This window comes from Bradyrhizobium diazoefficiens, assembly GCF_016616235.1.
Lineage (GTDB): Bacteria > Pseudomonadota > Alphaproteobacteria > Rhizobiales > Xanthobacteraceae > Bradyrhizobium > Bradyrhizobium diazoefficiens_H.
Map to the genome: position 1 here is coordinate 4,969,018 of NZ_CP067100.1, position 18,519 is coordinate 4,987,536.

The 18,519-nt window shown below is 63.2% G+C and carries 18 protein-coding genes; 9 read left to right on the forward strand and 9 right to left on the reverse strand.

From position 1 onward, the window contains the following. Complete coding sequence (locus JJB99_RS23770) at positions 1–1,116, forward strand: hypothetical protein (protein ID WP_200494720.1); 1,116 nt, start codon at positions 1–3, stop codon at positions 1,114–1,116. Between the two features lie 98 nt (positions 1,117–1,214). Here JJB99_RS23770 and JJB99_RS23775 read toward each other — a convergent pair whose 3' ends face one another. Genes JJB99_RS23775 through JJB99_RS23805 form a run of 7 tightly spaced genes read right to left on the reverse strand, consistent with a single transcriptional unit; the run spans position 1,215 to position 8,387 of the window. Then, on the reverse strand, positions 1,215–2,165 hold the full coding sequence (locus JJB99_RS23775) for an NAD(P)H-dependent flavin oxidoreductase (RefSeq protein WP_200494721.1): 951 nt from the start codon (positions 2,163–2,165) through the stop codon (positions 1,215–1,217). A gap of 35 nt (positions 2,166–2,200) precedes the next feature. Beyond that, positions 2,201–3,103, reverse strand: a complete 903-nt coding sequence (locus JJB99_RS23780) for an SDR family NAD(P)-dependent oxidoreductase (protein WP_433995729.1) — start codon at positions 3,101–3,103, stop codon at positions 2,201–2,203. Positions 3,104–3,120: 17 nt separating this feature from the next. Further along, positions 3,121–4,299 (reverse strand): acyl-CoA dehydrogenase family protein, encoded by a 1,179-nt coding sequence (locus tag JJB99_RS23785; RefSeq protein WP_200494723.1) that lies wholly within the window; start codon positions 4,297–4,299, stop codon positions 3,121–3,123. Between the two features lie 31 nt (positions 4,300–4,330). Beyond that, on the reverse strand, positions 4,331–5,233 hold the full coding sequence (locus JJB99_RS23790; RefSeq protein WP_349628976.1) for an HpcH/HpaI aldolase/citrate lyase family protein: 903 nt from the start codon (positions 5,231–5,233) through the stop codon (positions 4,331–4,333). Then, positions 5,191–5,646 (reverse strand): MaoC family dehydratase, encoded by a 456-nt coding sequence (locus tag JJB99_RS23795; protein WP_200494724.1) that lies wholly within the window; start codon positions 5,644–5,646, stop codon positions 5,191–5,193. Before JJB99_RS23795 ends, JJB99_RS23790 begins: the two co-directional genes overlap by 43 nt. 12 nt (positions 5,647–5,658) lie before the next feature. Next, positions 5,659–6,858 carry an acetyl-CoA acetyltransferase gene (locus JJB99_RS23800; RefSeq protein ID WP_200494725.1) on the reverse strand — a complete coding sequence of 400 codons (1,200 nt, stop codon included), beginning with the start codon at positions 6,856–6,858 and terminating at the stop codon, positions 5,659–5,661. Between the two features lie 2 nt (positions 6,859–6,860). Next, entirely contained in the window at positions 6,861–8,387 is a 1,527-nt protein-coding gene (locus JJB99_RS23805; protein ID WP_200494726.1) for a hypothetical protein, read from the reverse strand. 43 nt (positions 8,388–8,430) lie between these two features. Between JJB99_RS23805 and JJB99_RS23810 the strand changes: the two genes are divergently transcribed. From JJB99_RS23810 to JJB99_RS23845, 8 genes are all read left to right on the forward strand, one after another. Then, positions 8,431–9,309 carry an SDR family oxidoreductase gene (locus JJB99_RS23810; RefSeq protein ID WP_200500272.1) on the forward strand — a complete coding sequence of 293 codons (879 nt, stop codon included), beginning with the start codon at positions 8,431–8,433 and terminating at the stop codon, positions 9,307–9,309. Positions 9,310–9,339: 30 nt separating this feature from the next. After that, entirely contained in the window at positions 9,340–10,512 is a 1,173-nt protein-coding gene (locus JJB99_RS23815; protein WP_200494727.1) for an acyl-CoA dehydrogenase family protein, read from the forward strand. Between the two features lie 63 nt (positions 10,513–10,575). Then, a complete protein-coding gene (locus tag JJB99_RS23820) occupies positions 10,576–11,064 on the forward strand; it encodes a MarR family winged helix-turn-helix transcriptional regulator (RefSeq protein ID WP_200494728.1) in 489 nt (162 codons plus the stop codon). A gap of 16 nt (positions 11,065–11,080) precedes the next feature. After that, complete coding sequence (locus JJB99_RS23825) at positions 11,081–11,842, forward strand: SDR family oxidoreductase (RefSeq protein ID WP_200494729.1); 762 nt, start codon at positions 11,081–11,083, stop codon at positions 11,840–11,842. A gap of 74 nt (positions 11,843–11,916) precedes the next feature. After that, complete coding sequence (locus JJB99_RS23830) at positions 11,917–12,711, forward strand: enoyl-CoA hydratase-related protein (RefSeq protein ID WP_200494730.1); 795 nt, start codon at positions 11,917–11,919, stop codon at positions 12,709–12,711. Between the two features lie 17 nt (positions 12,712–12,728). Then, positions 12,729–13,970, forward strand: a complete 1,242-nt coding sequence (locus tag JJB99_RS23835) for an acetyl-CoA hydrolase/transferase family protein (RefSeq protein WP_200494731.1) — start codon at positions 12,729–12,731, stop codon at positions 13,968–13,970. Between the two features lie 17 nt (positions 13,971–13,987). Next, a complete protein-coding gene (locus tag JJB99_RS23840) occupies positions 13,988–14,917 on the forward strand; it encodes a 3-keto-5-aminohexanoate cleavage protein (RefSeq protein WP_200494732.1) in 930 nt (309 codons plus the stop codon). Between the two features lie 138 nt (positions 14,918–15,055). Further along, positions 15,056–16,270: an enoyl-CoA hydratase-related protein gene (locus tag JJB99_RS23845; RefSeq protein WP_246775320.1), complete on the forward strand. Its 1,215-nt coding sequence runs from the start codon at positions 15,056–15,058 to the stop codon at positions 16,268–16,270. Between the two features lie 75 nt (positions 16,271–16,345). On the opposite strand, the gene JJB99_RS23850 is transcribed toward JJB99_RS23845, so the two are convergent. Together JJB99_RS23850 and JJB99_RS23855 are read right to left on the reverse strand one after the other, a co-directional pair. Continuing rightward, the gene (locus tag JJB99_RS23850) at positions 16,346–17,098 is read right to left on the reverse strand and encodes an enoyl-CoA hydratase/isomerase family protein (protein ID WP_246775321.1); all 753 of its coding nucleotides are present in this window, start codon (positions 17,096–17,098) and stop codon (positions 16,346–16,348) included. Positions 17,099–17,201: 103 nt separating this feature from the next. Beyond that, a complete protein-coding gene (locus JJB99_RS23855) occupies positions 17,202–18,392 on the reverse strand; it encodes a CaiB/BaiF CoA transferase family protein (RefSeq protein ID WP_200494735.1) in 1,191 nt (396 codons plus the stop codon). Positions 18,393–18,519: the final 127 nt, after the last annotated feature.

The window sequence follows — 18,519 nt, forward strand, 5'->3', positions numbered from 1 at the left end:
ATGCTATCGGCTCAAGACGACTTTATCGGACACCAGCTTCCCACAACGTTCGACCACGTCATGAACAGCGATCCGAGCTGGATGGAGCGCTACTGGTACACCGGTCATCCGAAGCCGGACGGCGATTTCATCTTCGACGTCGGGCTCGGCTGGCACCCGAACCGCAACGTGATGGATGGTTTCGCCGGCGTCACCGTCGACGGCCGGCAGCACAACTTCAGGGTCTCCCGCAGGATGCGGCCGAATCCGCTCACCACCTCGATCGGCCCGCTTCACATCCAGATACTCGAAGGGCTGCGGCGTCATCGCCTGCTGCTTGAGCCGAATGAGTCCAGCCTCGCGTTCGACCTCGAGTTCATCGCCACCATGAACCCGCACGAGGAAGAAGAGCATTTCCGCCGCCGTAATGGCCGGGTTACCGAGCACATGGCGCGCGCCCAACAGCTTGGCGCCTATCGTGGCTGGATCGAGGTCGACGGCAAGCGGCGTGACATCGAGGCCACGCGCTGGATCGGTCAGCGGGATCATTCGTGGGGGATTCGCGGCGAGATGCGCACCGACGAGACAAGCCCGCCCGTCACGTTCTATCCGCCTTTCTTCTACTGCTGGACGACGGCGCAATTCGCAAACCGCGGCCTGCACCTGTTCTTCAAGGAGCGCGCCCCCGGTGACCTCATCTACATCTCCGGCGAGGAGGTGACGACCATCGGCGAGCGGTCGAAGACGACGCGGAAATTGGCCGGCATCGCTCACGACGTCGTCTGGGCCGACGATGCTCACGGCCAAACGGTCGAGCGCGCCGTGTTCGACGCCGTGTTCTCGGATGGAACGCACCGGAAGGTGAAGGTCCGCGCGCTGCCGGCGCGCTACTTCCTCAAGGGCGGCTTGTACGGCGGCCTGCGCGGCTGGTTCCACGGCGACGACAAGGGCAAATTCTACTCGGAACATGATGTCTGGACCCTCTCCGACCCGGCGACGCGGCGGTTGGTGCGCACGCTTGCCGACCACGTGATCGAGGTCGTCGATGGCGACGAGGTCGGATACGGCATCATCGAGTATGGCGTCGGCAAAGGCTACGAGAAGTACGCCGAGGTCCAGCACCATCCGCCGATCTGATCGGCGCGAACCAGAGAGCTGCAAATCAAAAGAACAGATGGAGCGTTTTCACGCTCTGCCGTCTTCGATTCCAAGGGTACTGCGGGCAGGGTGGAGCTCTAGACTGCGGCAATCGCGCGCCGCGCCCGAGCATAATCCTCGGCCAGCCATGCAATGAAGTCGGCTGCAGGTTCGACGCGCTTGACCGCACCGATGCCCTGCCCCGCGCTCCAGATATCGCGCCAGGCCTTCCGATCGGATCCACCGCCCGAGATGTTCACCGCCCCTCGATCCGGGCGCCACAATGATGCCGGATCCAGTCCATTGGCCGTCACTGACGGCAGCAGAAAGGAGGCATTGGCCCCCGTGAAGCAATTCGCGATCACGACATCCTTGGCCGCGCAATCCACGATCATCTGCTTGAAAGCGGGCTGAGTATTGGCCTCGGTCGAGGCCAAGAAGGGCGAACCGACATAAGCGAGATCCGCCCCGAGCGCTTCAGCTGCCAATATGGCGCTTCCCGTAGCTATACAGCCCGAGAGGATCAAGAGCCCGTGCCACCATTCGCGGATCTCCGCCATCAGCGCAAATGGTGACACATTGCCGGTGTGGCCGCCGGCACCGGCCGCGACGGCGATGATGCCATCAACCCCGAGATCAGCACATTTGCGCGCCTGGCGATCATTGATTACATCGTTGAGTACGATGCCGCCGTAACCGTGAATGGCCTCCACGATCTTCGCACTCGCCGCCAGCGCCAGGACCACGATCGGCACCCGGTGCTTGATCGTCAGTTCCAGATCGGCCTCGAGCCTGTCATTCGACTTGTGCGCCACCAGATTGACCGCGTAGGGAATCTGGCATCCTTCCAGCCCTTGCTCGATCCGCGTCAGATCATTGTCCAGCTCCGCGCTAGTGCGCGCGTTCAGCGCCGGGATGGAGCCGATGATGCCGGAAAGACATTGCGCGATCACCAGGTCGGGGGTTGATGCGATAAACATCGGCGCGGCCATGACCGGGATCTTCAGGCCGCTGCGCAACCGCTTTGCAACATCCTGATCGAACTTCATGCTGTTTCTCTCCTGCACGCGGGCTTCCACGTTCCTCAGACGGGATCCCAGCTAAAGATGTCGGCCGAGCGATGCAGCGGATAGAGATCGTTCGCAAACATCGGAAACACCCGGTCGATCACCGTCTCCGGTGTCCACCCTTCCGCCGTGTGCGCGGTCCGGACCGGACGCGGCTGCGAGAACAGGTAGATCTCGTTGTTGCGAACTCCGAAGATCTGTCCGGTGACGTGTGCCGCCGCATCGCTCGCGAGCGCGACCACGAAAGGGGCGATCTTCTCTGGAACGAGCTTCTTCAGGCCGTCGACGCGCCGTTGCTGCTCGGGCGTATTGGTCGGGATGGAAACGATCATTCGCGTCCATGCGAATGGTGCCACGGCATTCGAACGGACGCTGAAGCGCTGCATGTCGAGAGCAATCGACTTCGACAGGCCGACGATACCCAGCTTGGCCGCCGCGTAATTGGCCTGCCCGAAATTGCCCACCAGCCCGGATGTCGACGTCATGTGCACGTAAGCACCTGATGCTTGTGTCTTGAAGAACGGCGCCGCGGCGCGGCTGACATGGAAGCTGCCTCGCAGATGGACGCTGATGACGGATTCGAACTCCTCCTCCGTCATCTTGTGAAACAGCCCATCGCGCAGATTCCCGGCATTATTCACGACGGCGTCGATCCGACCGAATGTGTCGATCGCCATCTGCACCATCGATTGAGCGCCCTTTGGACTCGTGACGCTGTCCGTGTTGGCGACGGCCCGGCCTCCGGCCGCATTGATCTCCTCGGCCACCTGCTTGGCCGGCGTGCTCTCGCTTGCCTCGCCGGCAAGATTGACCCCGAGATCGTTGACCACCACGGCCGCCCCCGCTTTGGCGAACGCCAACGCGATGCCTCGCCCGACCCCGCGGCCCGCGCCCGTGACCAGTGCGACCTTTCCGTCCATGATTCCCATAGTGCGCCTCAATAGCTTTTTGGCAGGCCAAGAACCTTCTCGGCCACGAACGAGAGGATGAGCTGCTCTGTGATCGGCGCGAGCCGCGTGAGCGAGACCTCGCGATAGAGCCGCTCGACGTGATATTCTTTGGCATAGCCGAAGCCGCCATGGGTCATGATCGACTGCCAGGCAGCCTCGTGCCCAGCTCGCGCGCCGAGGAACTTCGCCGAATTCGCCTCGGCCCCGCACGGCAGTCCCTGATCGTAAAGCTCTGCAGCCTTGACCGCCATGAGCCAAGCGGATTCGAGATACATCCATTTTTCGGCAAGCGGATGCTGGATGCTCTGGTTTTGCCCGATCGGCCGGTCGAACACGACACGCTCCTGGGCATAGCGGGTCGCCCGACGCAACGCATCCTGTCCGATACCGACGGCTTCCGAGGCGATCAGCACGCGTTCCGGGTTGAGACTATGCAGGATGTACGAGAAGCCCTTGCCTTCCTCGCCGATCCTGTCTTCTTCGGGAATGAACAGCCCGTCGATGAAGATGGCATTCGAATCGACCGCCTTGCGCGCCATCTTCGGAATGCGCTGGACGTCGATCTTGCTCCGATCCAGGTCCGTGTAGAAGATCGTGATCCCGTCGGTCGGCCGCGCGCAATCCTCGTATTTCGTGGTGCGCGTCAGCAGCATGATCTTGTTGGCGACCTGTGCCGTCGAGGTCCAGACCTTCTGGCCACGCACGATGTAGCCTCCCTCGACCTTCTCGGCGAAGGTCTTGATCCGTGTCGTGTTCAAGCCCGCGTCGGGCTCGGTGAAGCCGAAGCAGCACTGATCCTTGCCGGCGATGAGCTGCGGCACCCATCGCGCCTTCTGCTCAGATGTGCCCTTCACCACGATCGGATGCGGCCCAAAGAGGTTGATGTGCACGGTCGAGGCCGCCGCCATTCCCCCGCCATGGCTTGCCACCTCATGCATCATGATGGCGGCTTCGGTGACCCCGAGCCCGGATCCGCCGTACGCCTCGGGCATGGTGATGCCCAACCAGCCGGCCTCGGCCATGGCGCGATGGAATTCATGCGGGAACTTGCCATCCTCGTCGCGCGCGAGCCAGTACTCGTCATCGAACCGGGCGACCACGGCGCGCACGCCTTCGCGGATCGCATTCCGTTCGTCGTCCGTGGGTAATGGTCTCACTTCCGTCATGGGGCGTATGCTCTTCGCAAACCGGCTGTATCTAGAGAGAAGCCAGCGTCTTTCGCGCGGCCTTCAGGTGGGGGATGTCGTACATCTTGCCGTCGATCCCGAGCGTTCCGGCGCCGGGATGGGCCTCGAACGCCGCGACGATCTTGCGCGCCTGCGCAATCTCGGCCTCGGATGGCGCAAAACACCGGTTGATCACGCCAACCTGGTCGGGATGAATCGCCACGCGCCCGACGAAGCCGTCTCGTCGCGAGCGTCGGCAGTCGCGTTCGAGCCCTTCCGAATCCCTGAAATCCGCAAAGAGGGTATCGATCGGCGCAACCTCCGCGGCGGCCGCTGCGAACAGGCATTGCGTCCTCGCCACCTGATACGGCCAGGTCCAGCTACCGTCGCTTTCCTTGTTGTCGGTTCCACCGATCACCGCAGACAAATCTTCGGCACCCCAGGTCAGCGCCGCAAGCCGCGGATGTGCCGGCGCATAAGAGCCCAGCGCAAACATCGCCCGCGGGGTCTCGGTGCAAACCACGGCAATCTGCACCGAACCGCGCTCCATGCCAGACCGCACTTCGAAGGCATCGAGGTAATGAGCGATGCGCTCGATGTCCGCAGCACCGTTGGCTTTCGGAATCAGCAGCCCGTCGAGCCCGGGTTTGACCACTGCGGCCATGTCGTCAAGCGTCAAGCCGGTATCGAGTGCGTTGACGCGCACGAAGAACGCCCAGTCACGGGACTCCTGGCTTTCGAGAAGCCGGGCGACATGACCCCGGGCCGCTAGCTTCTGAGGAGGCGCTACAGAGTCCTCGAGGTCGAGGATCAGCGCGTCGGCGCCCGACTCCCGTCCCCGCGCGAATTTGCGTTCGGAATCGCCGGGTACGAACAATAGCGAGCGCAGCCTCATTGCTGGGGCACCCGCAACATGAGCGCGGCCCGCTTGCAAGTCGCGATGAGCTCGTTCCGCTGGTTGTAGCCGCGATGCTCGAAGGTGACGATGCCCTGCTGAGGCCTCGATTTGCTGGCGCGCAGGGCGAGCACCGTCGTCTCTGCGCGGATGGTGTCGCCGGCAAAGACAGGCTTCGGAAAGGCGACTTCCTCCCAGCCGAGATTGCCGACGGTGGTTCCCAGCGTGGTTTCCTGTACCGACAGACCGACGATCAGGCCCAGAGTGAAGATTGAATTGATGAGTGGACGTCCGAACTCGGTGGTCTTCGCGTATTCGTGGTCGATGTGGATCGCCGCCGGATTGTGCGTCAGCGTCGAGAACAGAATGTTGTCCATGTCGGTGACCGTACGCCGCACCTCATGCACGAACTTCTGGCCGACCGCGAACTGTTCGAAATATTTTCCCGCCACGTGCGGATCCTCCTACTGCAGGCGCCCGAGAATCGAGACCGCCGCGATGCTGTTGAAGGGGGCCCCTCCGAGATTGTGCACCAATCCAAGATCGACCGTGCCGCGCTGCCGATCTCCGGCGCGCCCAAGCAGTTGGGTGTAGACCTCGTAAGCCATTCGGAGGCCTGAAGCGCCGACGGGGTGACCGAAGCACTTAAGTCCGCCATCGATCTGACAAGGCTGCGCCCCGGCCCGATCGAAACGACCGTCCAGGATATCGAATGGCGCGCGCCCCTCGTCGGAGAGATTCAAATCTTCCATTGTGACGAGTTCGGTGATCGAGAAGCAGTCATGCACCTCGGTGACCGACAGATCGCGGCGCGGCGCTTCGACGCCCGCTTCGGCATAGGCGCGCTTCGCAGCCTGCCGCGTGTTTGCGACGTAACTTCCGTCCCATTCGCCGTACTGCAGCTCCCAGCCATGGCTGGCGCACAACTGAATCGCCTTTACGGTGACGGGATTGCCGATGCCCAGGCCCTTCGCGATATCGGGCGTCGTCACGATGGCGCAGGCTGCGCCATCCGACACACCGCAGCAATCGAACAGACCCAGTGGATCGGCGATCATCGGCGCCTTGAGGATGGTCTCCACGTCGACGGGCTTGCGCAGATGCGCCTTCGGGTTCAGGGCCGCGTTCTGGTGGCTCTTCCAGCTCACATGAGCCATCGCCCGCTTCAGATCGGATTTTTCGATACCGTGGCGCGCCGCATAGGCCCCGGCCAACTGCGCAAACGATCCCGGCGCCGAGCCGTAGGGCATCCACAGATCGTTAGCGAGGCCCTTGGTCCGAAGCGGCAGTCCGCCATAGCCCGTGTCCTTGAGCTTCTCGACCCCGACCGCGAGTGCGATGTCGACCGCTCCGGCGGCCACGGCATAGCTCGCCGCCCGCAATGCTTCCGAACCCGTCGCACACATGTTCTCGACCCGCGACACAGGGATGCCTCTTAGGCGAAGGGCGTGCGCGAGCGGTAAGGCGCTGTTGCCGACATTGATGTCATCGAGGGCATTGCCCATCCAGGCAGCCTCGATCTGACTCTTCTCGATGCCGGCGTCGGCAATAGCCTCGACAAAGGCATCGACCATCAGGTCCTCGGGGCCCTTGTTCCAATGCTCGCCGAACGACGTACACCCCATGCCGATGACGGCGACCTTATCCTTGATGCCTGTGGCCATGTCTATCCCTCGATGGTGGGACGGTCCGCGGGAGCCGCCTTCCAGAAGTAGGTCCTGAAGCCGCGCCGGGCATCGCGCGACTTGATGCGCAACAGCGGTCGAACCGCGTCCCCGACCGAAAATCCGCGGCCGTCCCCGTCCGTGAACTCCATCATCACGCGTGCACCGTTGTCGAACTGCACAAGTCCGAACCAGAACGGCGGGTCGGGCGTGAAGTTGAGCCGATCGGCGGTCACCGAGACGATCCTGGCGGCGCAGTCCGCCAGCCGGACGTCCTCGAGCTGCTCGGGCATAGTGGCGCCCGGCCGCACCGGAATCCGGCTCTTCGGAAACTGGACATTGCCGTCGGCGTCGCGGCCGCCGACGAATCCGATCATGTCACGGCCGTAGCGCTCCAGCACCGTCGCCTGGGCCTTCTGCTCGAATTCGGATCGCACGCCCCAGTCGAGCTGGACGGCCCCCGTCAGGCTGAGGAAGCGCATGTAGTCGTCGAACGCCACGCCTTTGCTCAGCAGCGCCGCCGCTTCGCGCGCGCCTGGCATCTCTCCCGTGAGGCGGAACACCATGGCATCGCAGCCGCTGCCGAATCCGGCCAGCAGAACGAGATCTCCCTTGCGCGCGCCAGCGCAAGCCACGGCAAACGCGAATAGCGCGTGCGCCGCTCCGAGATCGCCGACGGCTTGCGCCAGATCGGCCGCGATATTTGGAGCAGTCACCCCCGTCAGCCGCGAAATCTCGCGCCAGCATCCCGCGAGTGGCTCGTGCACTGCCGCGCGCGCGATCTCCGACGGCGCGACTCCCGCCGCGGCGCACGCGGCCTTGATGGTCGGCGCGATCACTTTCCCGATTGCGGTGTCGCGGACGAATCGCTCCTCATACGCATAGGATTGCGGACGTTCCGGGGACGCGTAGAGGTCAACGAGGTCATGAGACAGGCTCGCGTGGCCGAGCAATTGCGCGGCGCCGCGATCAGAGACAAAAGCCGCCGCGCCGCCGTCGCCGTCGAACAGGTGCTGCGAGCTGCCGGCGGTCGCCGGCCGTTTCTCCCCGGCTGCGATGAGCGTATCGCCACGACCCAGCAAGGCATCGCGAAGCGCCGAGACCGCACATCGGCGCGAGCCGGCAACGTCGCCAGTGCGCACGCTGGGATCGAGGGCGAGAGCATCGACCAGCAGTGTGGCCTGCGACCGCTCGATAAAGGGTGCGGAGGTCGATGCAAAGGTCACGGCCTCCGGCTGCGGCAACGCGCGCGACGCCTCGACGGCAAGCGTTAAGGCGTCTTCATCCCAACCCGCGACTGCGCGCCGACCGGACGGCCTGCCGCCCAAACCTGAAAATGTAAGAGCCTTGGCGGCGGCGGCTCGTTCCAGTCGCAGCAGCGGCGCGTAGGCTCCGACTGCCGCAATGAAACGGCTGGTCTGAGATTGACTTGGCGTGGTGGGCAATTTCCGTCCCTCGTTGGTTGGCGCAACTTGACAGCAATGCCCAATCTTGTAAATAGGTTTACGAGTTTTTTGGGTCAGCGTCACAAAAGGCTATAAACGGAGGCTTTGCCCTATTATGAGCATGGATATCTTTCGGCCGGATGCGCTGGCCGGGAAGTCGATCCTGGTTACCGGCGGGGGCAGCGGTCTCGGCAAGGAGATCAGCAAGGCGCTGGCGGACAGGGGAGCCACCGTGCACATCTGCGGGCGACGCGCCCAAGTGCTGGAAGCTGCGGCTCGCGAGATCGCGTCGTCGGACAAGGCAAAGGTTCACACGCACGTTTGCGACATCCGTGATGCAGACCAAGTCGACGAGATGATGGAGGCCATCTGGAGCGTCGGCCCCCTCACCGGTCTCCTCAACAACGCCGCCGCCAATTTCATCGCGCCGACCAAGGAGCTGAGCCCGCGCGGATTCCGCGCCGTCACCTCCACCGTCATGGATGGCAGTTTCCACGTCACTCTGGCGGCCGGCAAGCGATGGATCGCGGCCGGCCTCAAAGGCTCCGTGGTCAGCAATCTCGTGACGTGGGTCTGGACCGGGTCTGCCTTCGTGGTCCCCTCAGCCATGGCGAAAACCGCGCTCCATGCAATGACGATGTCCCTTGCGGTGGAATGGGGCCCTTACGGCATTCGGCTCAACGCCACCGCACCGGGACCGTTTCCAACGGAGAGCGCATGGGAAAAGCTCAATCCGATACCTGACACCAAATCCAGCGCGACCAGTGCCGATACGGTTCCGATGCGTCGGTTCGGCCAGATGCGCGAACTGCAAAGCCTGATCATCTTTCTGATGTCGGACGCCTGCGAATACCTGACCGGGCAAACGATCGCGATCGACGGCGGGCAGCATCTCGCCGGACCGGGGACCTTCGCCGATCTGTCGGCACTCACCGACGAGCAGTGGAAGGTCGCGCGGGATACGATCATCAAGTCGACCGAGCGCGACAAGTCACAACGGTCCTAAGGCAGAGACAGGCAGTCGGGCAGAGCAACAATGATCGAGCGCTCCATTTTTCGCGAAGAACATGAGATCTGGCGCGCGACGGTTCGTCGTTTCGTCGAGAAGGAGATCGTGCCGTTCCACGCCAAGTGGGAAGAGGACGGTATCGTACCTCGGGACCTCTGGCTGAAGGCCGGCGCGGCTGGCCTCCTCTGCTGCACGGTGCCTGAAGAGTTCGGCGGGGCCGGCCTCGACTACCTGTTCGACGTGGTCGTGTTCGAGGAATTGTGGCGCGTCGGGGCGAGCGGTCCCGGCTTCCTCATCCATACCGATCTCGTCGCGACCTACATCCTCTCGTTCGGCACGGACGAGCAGAAGCGCCACTGGCTGCCCAAAATGGTTCGAGGCGAAGCGATCGGGTCATTGGGAATGACCGAACCGCACGCCGGCAGCGACTTGAAGGCAGTCCGGACGCAAGCCGTGCGAGACGGCAACGAGTACGTCATCAACGGCCAGAAGGTCTTCATTTCCAATGGCCAGCTCTGCGACGTGATCGTTTTGGCGACCAAGACCGACACTTCGGCCGGCGCAAATGGAATTACTCTGTTTCTCGTGGAATCCAACCGTGAGGGCTTTCAGCGAGGACGCAACCTCGAAAAGCTCGGCATGAAGGCGCAGGACACGTCCGAGCTCTTCTTCGATAACGTTCGGGTGCCCCCGGCCAATATGCTCGGCTCGGAAGGTCGCGGTTTTCAGCACATGATGACCAAACTGGCGCAGGAACGTCTCGCTCAGGCAATCCGCTCCGCGACGGTCACCGAAACCGTGATCGAATGGACGGTCGATTACACGAGCGAGCGCAAAGCATTCGGCCAGACCATCGCCGACTTTCAGAACACGCAGTTCGTTCTCGCCGATCTGAAGGCCCGGGCCACCATGGCCAGGGTGTTTACCGACCGGTGCATCGACTTGTTCATCTTCGGAAAGCTCGACGCCGTCGACGCCGCGATGGCCAAAATGGTCACATCGGAGCTGCATTGCGAGACAGTGGACAAATGCCTGCAGCTTTTCGGCGGATGGGGCTATATGTGGGAGTATCCGATCTGCCGGGCCTATGCCGACGCACGCGTCGTCAAGATCGCCGGCGGCTCGATCGAGGTGATGAAGACCATCATCGCGAGGGAAATGTTCAAAGACCGCTCAAAGTCGAGAGCGCGGCACGAATGACGACGGAACGGCGCTCCGCATCGTAGCTCGACGCAACAGCGGTCGCATCCGTAAGGACCTTCGATGGCTAGAGATCTCAATTCAAGCCTCCGCTTCGGCTTCCTCATTCACGACGTTTCTCGCCTGCGGCGAGTCGTCGTTGACCGGTCGCTGAAACCGCTCGGCATTACCCGTTCCCAATGGTGGGTGCTCGCCTTCCTCTCGCGTCGCGACGGCATGACGCAAACCGCCCTTGCGGCGGATCTCGATCTGACAAAGGTGGCGATCGGCGGTCTGCTCGATCGCATGGAAGGTGCTGGCTTCATCGAACGCCGCGCTGACCGGAATGATGGACGCGCCCGGCGCGTCTATCTGACCCGCGCCGGCGCCAAAATGGTCAACACAATTCGCGAGCACGTCGAGACCGTCGAACTCGAAATTCTCAACCGCGTACCGGAGGAGCAGTTGAACCAGGCAGCGGATACGCTGCGCACGCTCAAAGATACGCTGCTTGAGATGCTGGGCGGTGAAGCTGAAGAGGCCGAAGGCGCCGAATTGGACCTCATGGGATGAAACACGGAGACATGCGATGCGTGGGTTGAAGGACAAGGTAGCGATCGTAACGGGCGGCGGACAAGGCATTGGCCGGGCCCTCAGCCTGCGCCTCGCGCAGGAAGGGTGCAAGGTCGCGGTTTTCGACCTCAAGCCCGAAGCCGGTGCCGAGACTGCCAAGCTGGCGGGTGCCGGAACCATCATCAAGACCTACGCGCTAGACGTTGGCGACTATGCTGCGGTCAAGGTTGCCGTGGGCAAAGTGGAGGCCGAGCTAGGTCCGATCTGGGCCCTGGTCAACAACGCCGGCTGGGACAAGCCGATGCCTTTCCTCGCGACCGACCAGGCACTTTGGGACAAGATTATTCGCATCAATATGCTTGGCCCGCTCAATACTCATCACATCGTCGCACCGCTGATGGTCGAACGCCGTGCCGGGCGAATCATTAATATCGCATCCGATGCGGCCCGCGTCGGCACCAGCAACGAAGCCGTCTACTCGGCGTGCAAGGGCGGGCTGATCAGCTTCACCAAGTCGGTGGCGCGAGAACTCGCAAGCAAGGGCGTTCTGCTCAACGCAGTCTGCCCCGGCCCGACCAACACGCCCATGATGGCGGCCGTTCTTGGTGAAGGCGAGCAGGCCGTGAAATGGAAAGACGCGATGGTTCGCGGCATCCCGCTCAAGCGGATGGGCGAACCCGAGGATTACGCAGGTATCGTCGCATTTCTCGCCTCCGATGATGCCGGGTTCATGACCGGACAGACCATCTCCGTCGCCGGTGGCATGAACATGATCTGACCGCGACCGCGGCCCTCACCATCCTGACCTTCGACGCAGCAGCGCGCCCTGTCGTGCGCGCAAGAGAGGAAACCATGACAGATCTGCCGACCTTCGAAGACATCATCTACGAAAAGCGCGATCGCGCCGTCTGGATCATCATCAATCGCCCGAAGCTCTACAACGCTTTCCGCGCCAAGACGATCGATGAGCTCATCCGCGCGTTCCAGATCGCCGGCGACGACAAGGGCGTGTCGAGCATCGTTCTGACCGGGGCTGGCGACAAGGCCTTCTGCACCGGCGGCGATCAAAGCGCCCATGAAGGGCAGTATGATGGCCGTGGCATCGTAGGTCTCCCCATCGACGAATTCCAGTCGATCATCCGCGATGTTCCGAAGCCGGTGATCGCCCGCGTGAACGGCTTTGCCATCGGCGGCGGCAATGTTTTCGCGACTCTGTGCGATCTCACGATCGCGGCGGACACCGCCGTTTTTGGCCAGGTGGGACCGAAGGTCGGATCGGTCGATCCGGGTTGGGGCACCGCCCTGCTCGCCCGGCATGTCGGCGATAAGCGCGCAAGAGAGATCTGGTACCTGAACGAGCGCTATAGCGCACAGCAAGCCTACGAAATGGGCCTTGTGAACAAGGTGGTCCCCACGGCGGAGCTGGATGCCGCGGTCAAGATCTGGACGGACACACTTGCGGAGCGTTCGCCGACGGCTCTCGCTCTCGCCAAGCGTTCTTTCAATGCCGACAGCGAGAACATTCGCGGCATCAGCATGGCCGCGCTTTATTCCGTGAAGCTATTCTACGAGACCGAAGAATCAAAGGAAGGTGTGCGTGCCTTCAACGAGAAGCGCAAGCCCGACTTCCATAAATACGTAAAGTGATCGGCGGGAGAGCGAGCGTGGCGCCGCGCTACATTGACTCTGCTTCGCTCGCTTCCGTCCTGCCCCCGGCCGGGCGCACCCTGGTCGCGGCGTGTTCCGGTGAATCTCTCCTTCTCGCCGACGCGGTCATGCGCGCCGGCGAAGCCCTCGGGGCAATGACGTTTACCGGCATCTTCGTCCCCAACCTCAACACCCGGACCTACCTCGCCAATCCACGCTGTCGGGTGGAGACGTTCTTCATGACGCCCGAGCTCAAGGCCGCGGGCGCAGCGGTTTCATTCTTTCCGCTTTGTTATGGCGATATTCTCACCCGCTTGCGAACTATCCAGATTGACGCCGCGCTTTTCATGGTGGCCCCGCCGGACGAAAATGGGCTGTGCAGTTTTGGCCCGATTGCGGACTTTCTTGTTGACGTATGGCCTCGCATCCCCGTTCGGATCGCGCACATCAATCCGCTGATGCCGAGAACGCGAGGCCATCACGGGATTCCCTTCTCCGAGCTGAAAGCGGTGATCGAGGCAGAACAGCGCCTGCTCGGTTTCACCGAGGGCACTCCGGACCCGGTCGCCCAAACCATCGCCAGCCAGGTCGCTGGGTTCATTCCGAACGGCGGGACTGTGCAGACCGGCCTCGGAAAGATCCCGACCGCAGTGCTGCACGCTTTGACCCGCCACCGCGACATCAGGATCCATTCCGGACTGATCGGAGATGCTGTCCTCGATCTCGCTGACGCAGGTGCCCTCGCCCCCGGCTGCGCTGTCACCGGCGGCGTCGCCATCGGCTCTCAACGGCTCTATTCCGCCGTCTCCAGCTCCTCATTCGCGTTCACGCCCGTCTCCAGCACCCATGATCCGAGGGTCGTCGCCGATATCGATCGGTTCGTGGCGGTCAATTCCGCGATCGAGGTCGACCTGTTTGGTCAGGTCTATGCCGAGATGACGGCTCAAGGCCTCACCTCGGGCCCGGGCGGCGCCTCGGACTTTGCGCGCGGCGCCTGGTGCGGCGGCGGTCTGCGGATTATCGCACTTCCGGCGACTGCCGCCGGAGGTGCCATCAGCCGCATCGTCGGACCGAATGGCGGCGCCGGTCCCGTATCGCTCGGGCGCATGGACACCGACATCATCGTCACCGAGAACGGCGCGGCCGACCTCCGCGGGCTCTCTCATCGCGACCGGGCCGAGGCCCTCATCAAGATTGCCGCGGAACATCATCGCGACACTTTGTCGAACAGCTGGACCGCCTTCGAGTCCAGATTCTAAGTGGGAGGATACACATCATGGCGAAGAACAAAGTCATCATCAGTTGCGCCATCACCGGCTCCATCCATACGCCGTCGATGTCGCCGCATCTGCCGGTGACCGCAGAACAGATTGCGAGCTCAGCCCTCGAGGCGGCCGACGCCGGCGCCGCCATCGTCCATCTGCATGCCCGCAATCCCGAGGACGGCCGGCCCGATCAGAGCCCCGAGGCATTCGAGCCGTTCCTGCGCGTGATCAAGCAGTCGTCGAACGTGGTGGTGAACCTCACGACGGGCGGCTCGCCGTACATGGCCGTCGAGGAACGCGTTCGTCCCGCGGCCAAGTGGCGGCCCGAGGTTGCTTCTTTGAACATGGGCTCGATGAATTTCGGCCTCTTCCCGATGCTGAAGCGCTACAAGGAGTTCAAGCACGCTTGGGAGCCGGCCATGCTTGAAGGCTCCCACGACCTGGTGTTCCGAAACAGCTTCAAGGACATTCGCTATGCCCTTGAAACGTTGAACGCGACCGGGGCGCGCTACGAGTTCGAGTGTTACGACACCAGCCATCTCTACAATCTGCATTACTTCTTCACCGAAGGCCTGGTTCAGGCGCCCCTGTTCATCCAGACCTGCTTCGGCCTGCTCGGCGGCATCGGCGCGCACCCCGACGACGTCATGCACATGAAGCGTACGGCCGATCGTCTGTTCGGAAATTCCTACCGCTGGTCCGTGCTTGGCGCAGGCCGCAACCAGATGCCCGTCGCGGCGATGGCTGCGTCCATGGGCGGGCACGTCCGTGTCGGTCTCGAAGACAGCTTGTGGGTCGGCGCCGGTCAGCTCGCCACCTCGAACGCGACGCAGGTGCATCAGGTTCGCAAGATTATCGAAGGGCTCGGCCTGGAAGCGGCGACCGCCGACGACGCTCGCGAAATCCTCTCGCTCAAGGGTGGCGACCGGGTCGGATTTTGACCGCTCCGTACGCCTCGCTCCCCTCAAGAAGACAAAGGATATTCCATGACGCTGGCTGCGCCCAAGCTCAAACAGTTCCGGCTAGAACTGAAAGACAACGGCCTTGTTCACTTCATATTCGACGCGCCCGGCCGCACGATGAACGTGTTTTCGGAAACCGCCATCGTCGAGCTTGCCGCGTTTGCCCGCTGGCTCGCGCAGAGCGACGTACGAGGCGTCCTCGTTCGATCCGGCAAGAGCAGCGCATTCTGCGCCGGCGCCGACCTCGCCGAGCTCGGCGTCGCCTACGACATGATCATGGCGAAGCCTGCTCACGCTCGCTTCAATGTCGCTTACGATCATTTCTTTCGCCTGAGCCTAGCCATCCGCGCCCTGGAAAGCTGTGGCAAGCCCGTCGCGTCCGCCATCACGGGCCTCGCCCTCGGCGGCGGCTGCGAGCTTGCGCTCGGTACCCACTACCGCGTGCTGACCAATGATCCGCGGGCCGCGCTCGGTCTGCCTGAATCCCTGGTCGGCCTCTTGCCGGGCGGGGGCGGTACTCAGCGCCTGCCGCGGCTGATCGGCGTCGAGCGCGCTCTCCCGGTGCTCCTGGAGGGAGCGAGGCTGTCAGGCACTGCAGCTCTAGAAGGCGGCCTCGTCGATGCCCTTGTCGCCGCCGGCGAAGAAGTCGCGGCGGCGGAATCCTGGCTGCTCTCGACGCCAACGACGCAGCAACCGTGGGATCGCGCGGATTGGAAGGATCCGTCGCCGCTCGACGTGAGCAAGCTTCTCGGCCCCGTCCGCGAGCGCGTGCTTTCGGAGACGCTGGGGCACTATCCAGCGCCCCTTGCGATCCTCGACTGCGTCGAGTTCGGCCTGCCGCAATGTTTCGATGGCGCCATTCGCAGCGAAATGGCGATCTTCTCCCATCTGATCCAGCGGGCGGAAGCTCGCAACATGATCCAGACCCTCTTCCTCGGTCGAACCGATCATGATCGGATGGCAAAGTCCGGCGAACTGCCTGCCTTCATCGCAGATTTCGTGACCACGACGAAATCGGCGCTCGAGGAGGCGCACCCCAGTGACGAACTCCTCGCGACGCTCGGTTTCGCGCGTCCCGGTTTGCCGAGCGTTCCGGCGCTTCGGCGCACTGCAGGCGCGGGCTATTGGCTGGACCAATCGGATCAGGATTCTCGGCGCCACCCCGCGCTAGCGCTGATGCAGCGCCTGAGCCAGGCGGTCCTCCCGCTGACATTCGATTTGACCGCGGAGCAGCTTCGCATGGCGGACTACGCCGTCGTACGCGAGCTTGGTTATCCCGCCTATCTGGGCGGCCCCGGTGCTTTCGGCCTACGCGAAGCATCCGCATACTGACGGTCGCTCAGCGCCCGCCGGACCAACGCCTCAGGCGTTGCCGGCGGGCGCGAAGCACGAAGCTCGCGTCCCATTCTAGAGATCGCGATAGCTCGGCTCCCGCTTCCCCCGGAACGCGGCCACCGCTTCGCGGTGATCGGCGGTTTCGAGCAGCATCACCTGCTGACGGTCTTCCATGGCGAGCGCGGTCTCCAGGCCCGGCGCGTCGATCAGCGCGTTGAGCGTCTGCTTTGTCATGCGCAAGCCCATCGGGGCAGTGCGTAGCAGGTCGGCGGCATAGGCCAGACCCGTCGCCATCAATTGGTCGGCAGGGACGACGTCGCTGACCAATCCCACCGCCTTGGCTCTTTCGGCCGCGATGAATCGGCCGCTCAACAGCAGCTCCGAAGCCACTGACAATCCGATCAATCGCGGCAGCAGATAGCCCGATCCCATGTCGCAGCCGCCGACCCCCACACGAATATAGGCGGCGTTCATCCGCGCATGCGAGGAGGCGAAGCGGACGTCGGCGGCGAGCGCCAGGGAAAAGCCGGCCCCGCACGCCGCACCCTGAACCAGTGCGACGATGGGCTGAGGACAGCTCCTCATCAGGCGAATGACGCCGGAGTATTGCTGCTGCATTCGCAGTTGGCGCTGCGGCCGCCCCTCTCCAGGCTTGGCGAAAGCCTCTGAACCAAGCTCCGCGCCGGCGCAAAATGCGCGGCCGTTGGCACGAAGGATCACCACACGTGTCCTAAGCTTGTCGTGCAGCGACGAAAAGTACGCGGTCAGCTCTCCGACCATCGCCGGCGTCACCGCATTCAGCGTCTCCGGCCGGTTCAACGACACAATGTCGATCCCGGCTCGCTCCTCGACTATGATCGTGGTGAAACTGTTCGCCGTTGGCTCGCTCATCGATATCCTCCCTCGCTCATCCTTGTGCGCGCACGGCTCATCCGATGATGCCCTCGCCGCGCAACGACTCGATCCGCTCCGACGGGATGCCGAGTTCGGACAGCACTTCATCCGTATGCTGGCCGAGCGCAGGCGGCGGCCTTCCCGCGGTCCGCGCCTGGCCATTGATGCGGACGGGGTGTCCCACGCCCTTCAGATGCCCGGCCGCGGCATGATCATATTCGACGATGATCCCGCTGGCGTCTGTATGAGGATGTCTCAGCACCTGGGCAAGGGAGTTGATCGGCGAACAGGGCACGCCGGCGGCCGCCAGCGCCTCGTTCCATGCCACGGCGGAGCGCGACATCAGCGCTTGCTGCACCCGACGGAGCGTTTCCGCCCTGTTTTGAACCCGGTCGGCATTGGTTCGGAAATGCGGATCGTCCACGATCTCCGTGAGCCCCACGACGCCGCAGAACTTCCGCCACAGATTGTCGTTCGCCACGCCGATCATGATCGGCCCATCGCCGGTTTCGAAGGCCTGATAGGGGCACAGCGACTCGTGGCTCGAGCCGCATTTTGCCGGCTGGACGCCGCGTTCCCAAAAGGTCTGCAGGTTGTAACCGAGCAGCCCCATCGCGGTCTCGAACAGCGACACCTGAACCGTTCCGCCCTGCCCGGTTTTCTCCCGCGCATAGAGCAGCCCGAGGATCCCGCTGAAGGCATGCACACCCGTCATCTGGTCGATCGGTGAGATCGGGCTGCGGATGTATCCCCCGCCCTCGTCGCCGGTCATCGCCATGACGCCGCAAAAGGCCTGAAGGATCACGTCATAGCCGGGCGCATTCTTCAAAGGACCACTCCGGCCGAAGCCCGAGATGCTGCAATGGATCAGTCGCTCGTTCAGCGGACGCAGTGTCGCAGCATCGATTCCGAGACGCTCGGCGACGCCCGAGCCGAAACTCTCGAGCGCAACGTCGGCCGTCCTCGCCAGTTCGTGCGCGATTTCTCGACCGCGCTCGGTCTTGAGATCGATGGCGATGCTGCGCTTGTTGCGGTTCGCGCTAAGAAACACTGTTCCGAAGCCTGGCGCAGGAAATGGCGGCCATCCCCTGGTTTCGTCGCCCTGCCCCTTCATCTCGACCTTGATGACCTCGGCCCCGAGGTCGCCGAGATACTGGCTGCACAGCGGGCCCGCCAGCACCTTGGAGAAATCCAGCACCTTAATCCCTGCGAGAGGCTTCGACATGGCATGTCCTCGATGATCCGCGCCGTTGAATTGATACGCTGGCGTACTTAGCCTGTAAATCGCACATCAGGGAACGCATACATGCGATGTCCGCACAGCGGGCCGCAGAGTGTCGGTAATTCGCAAA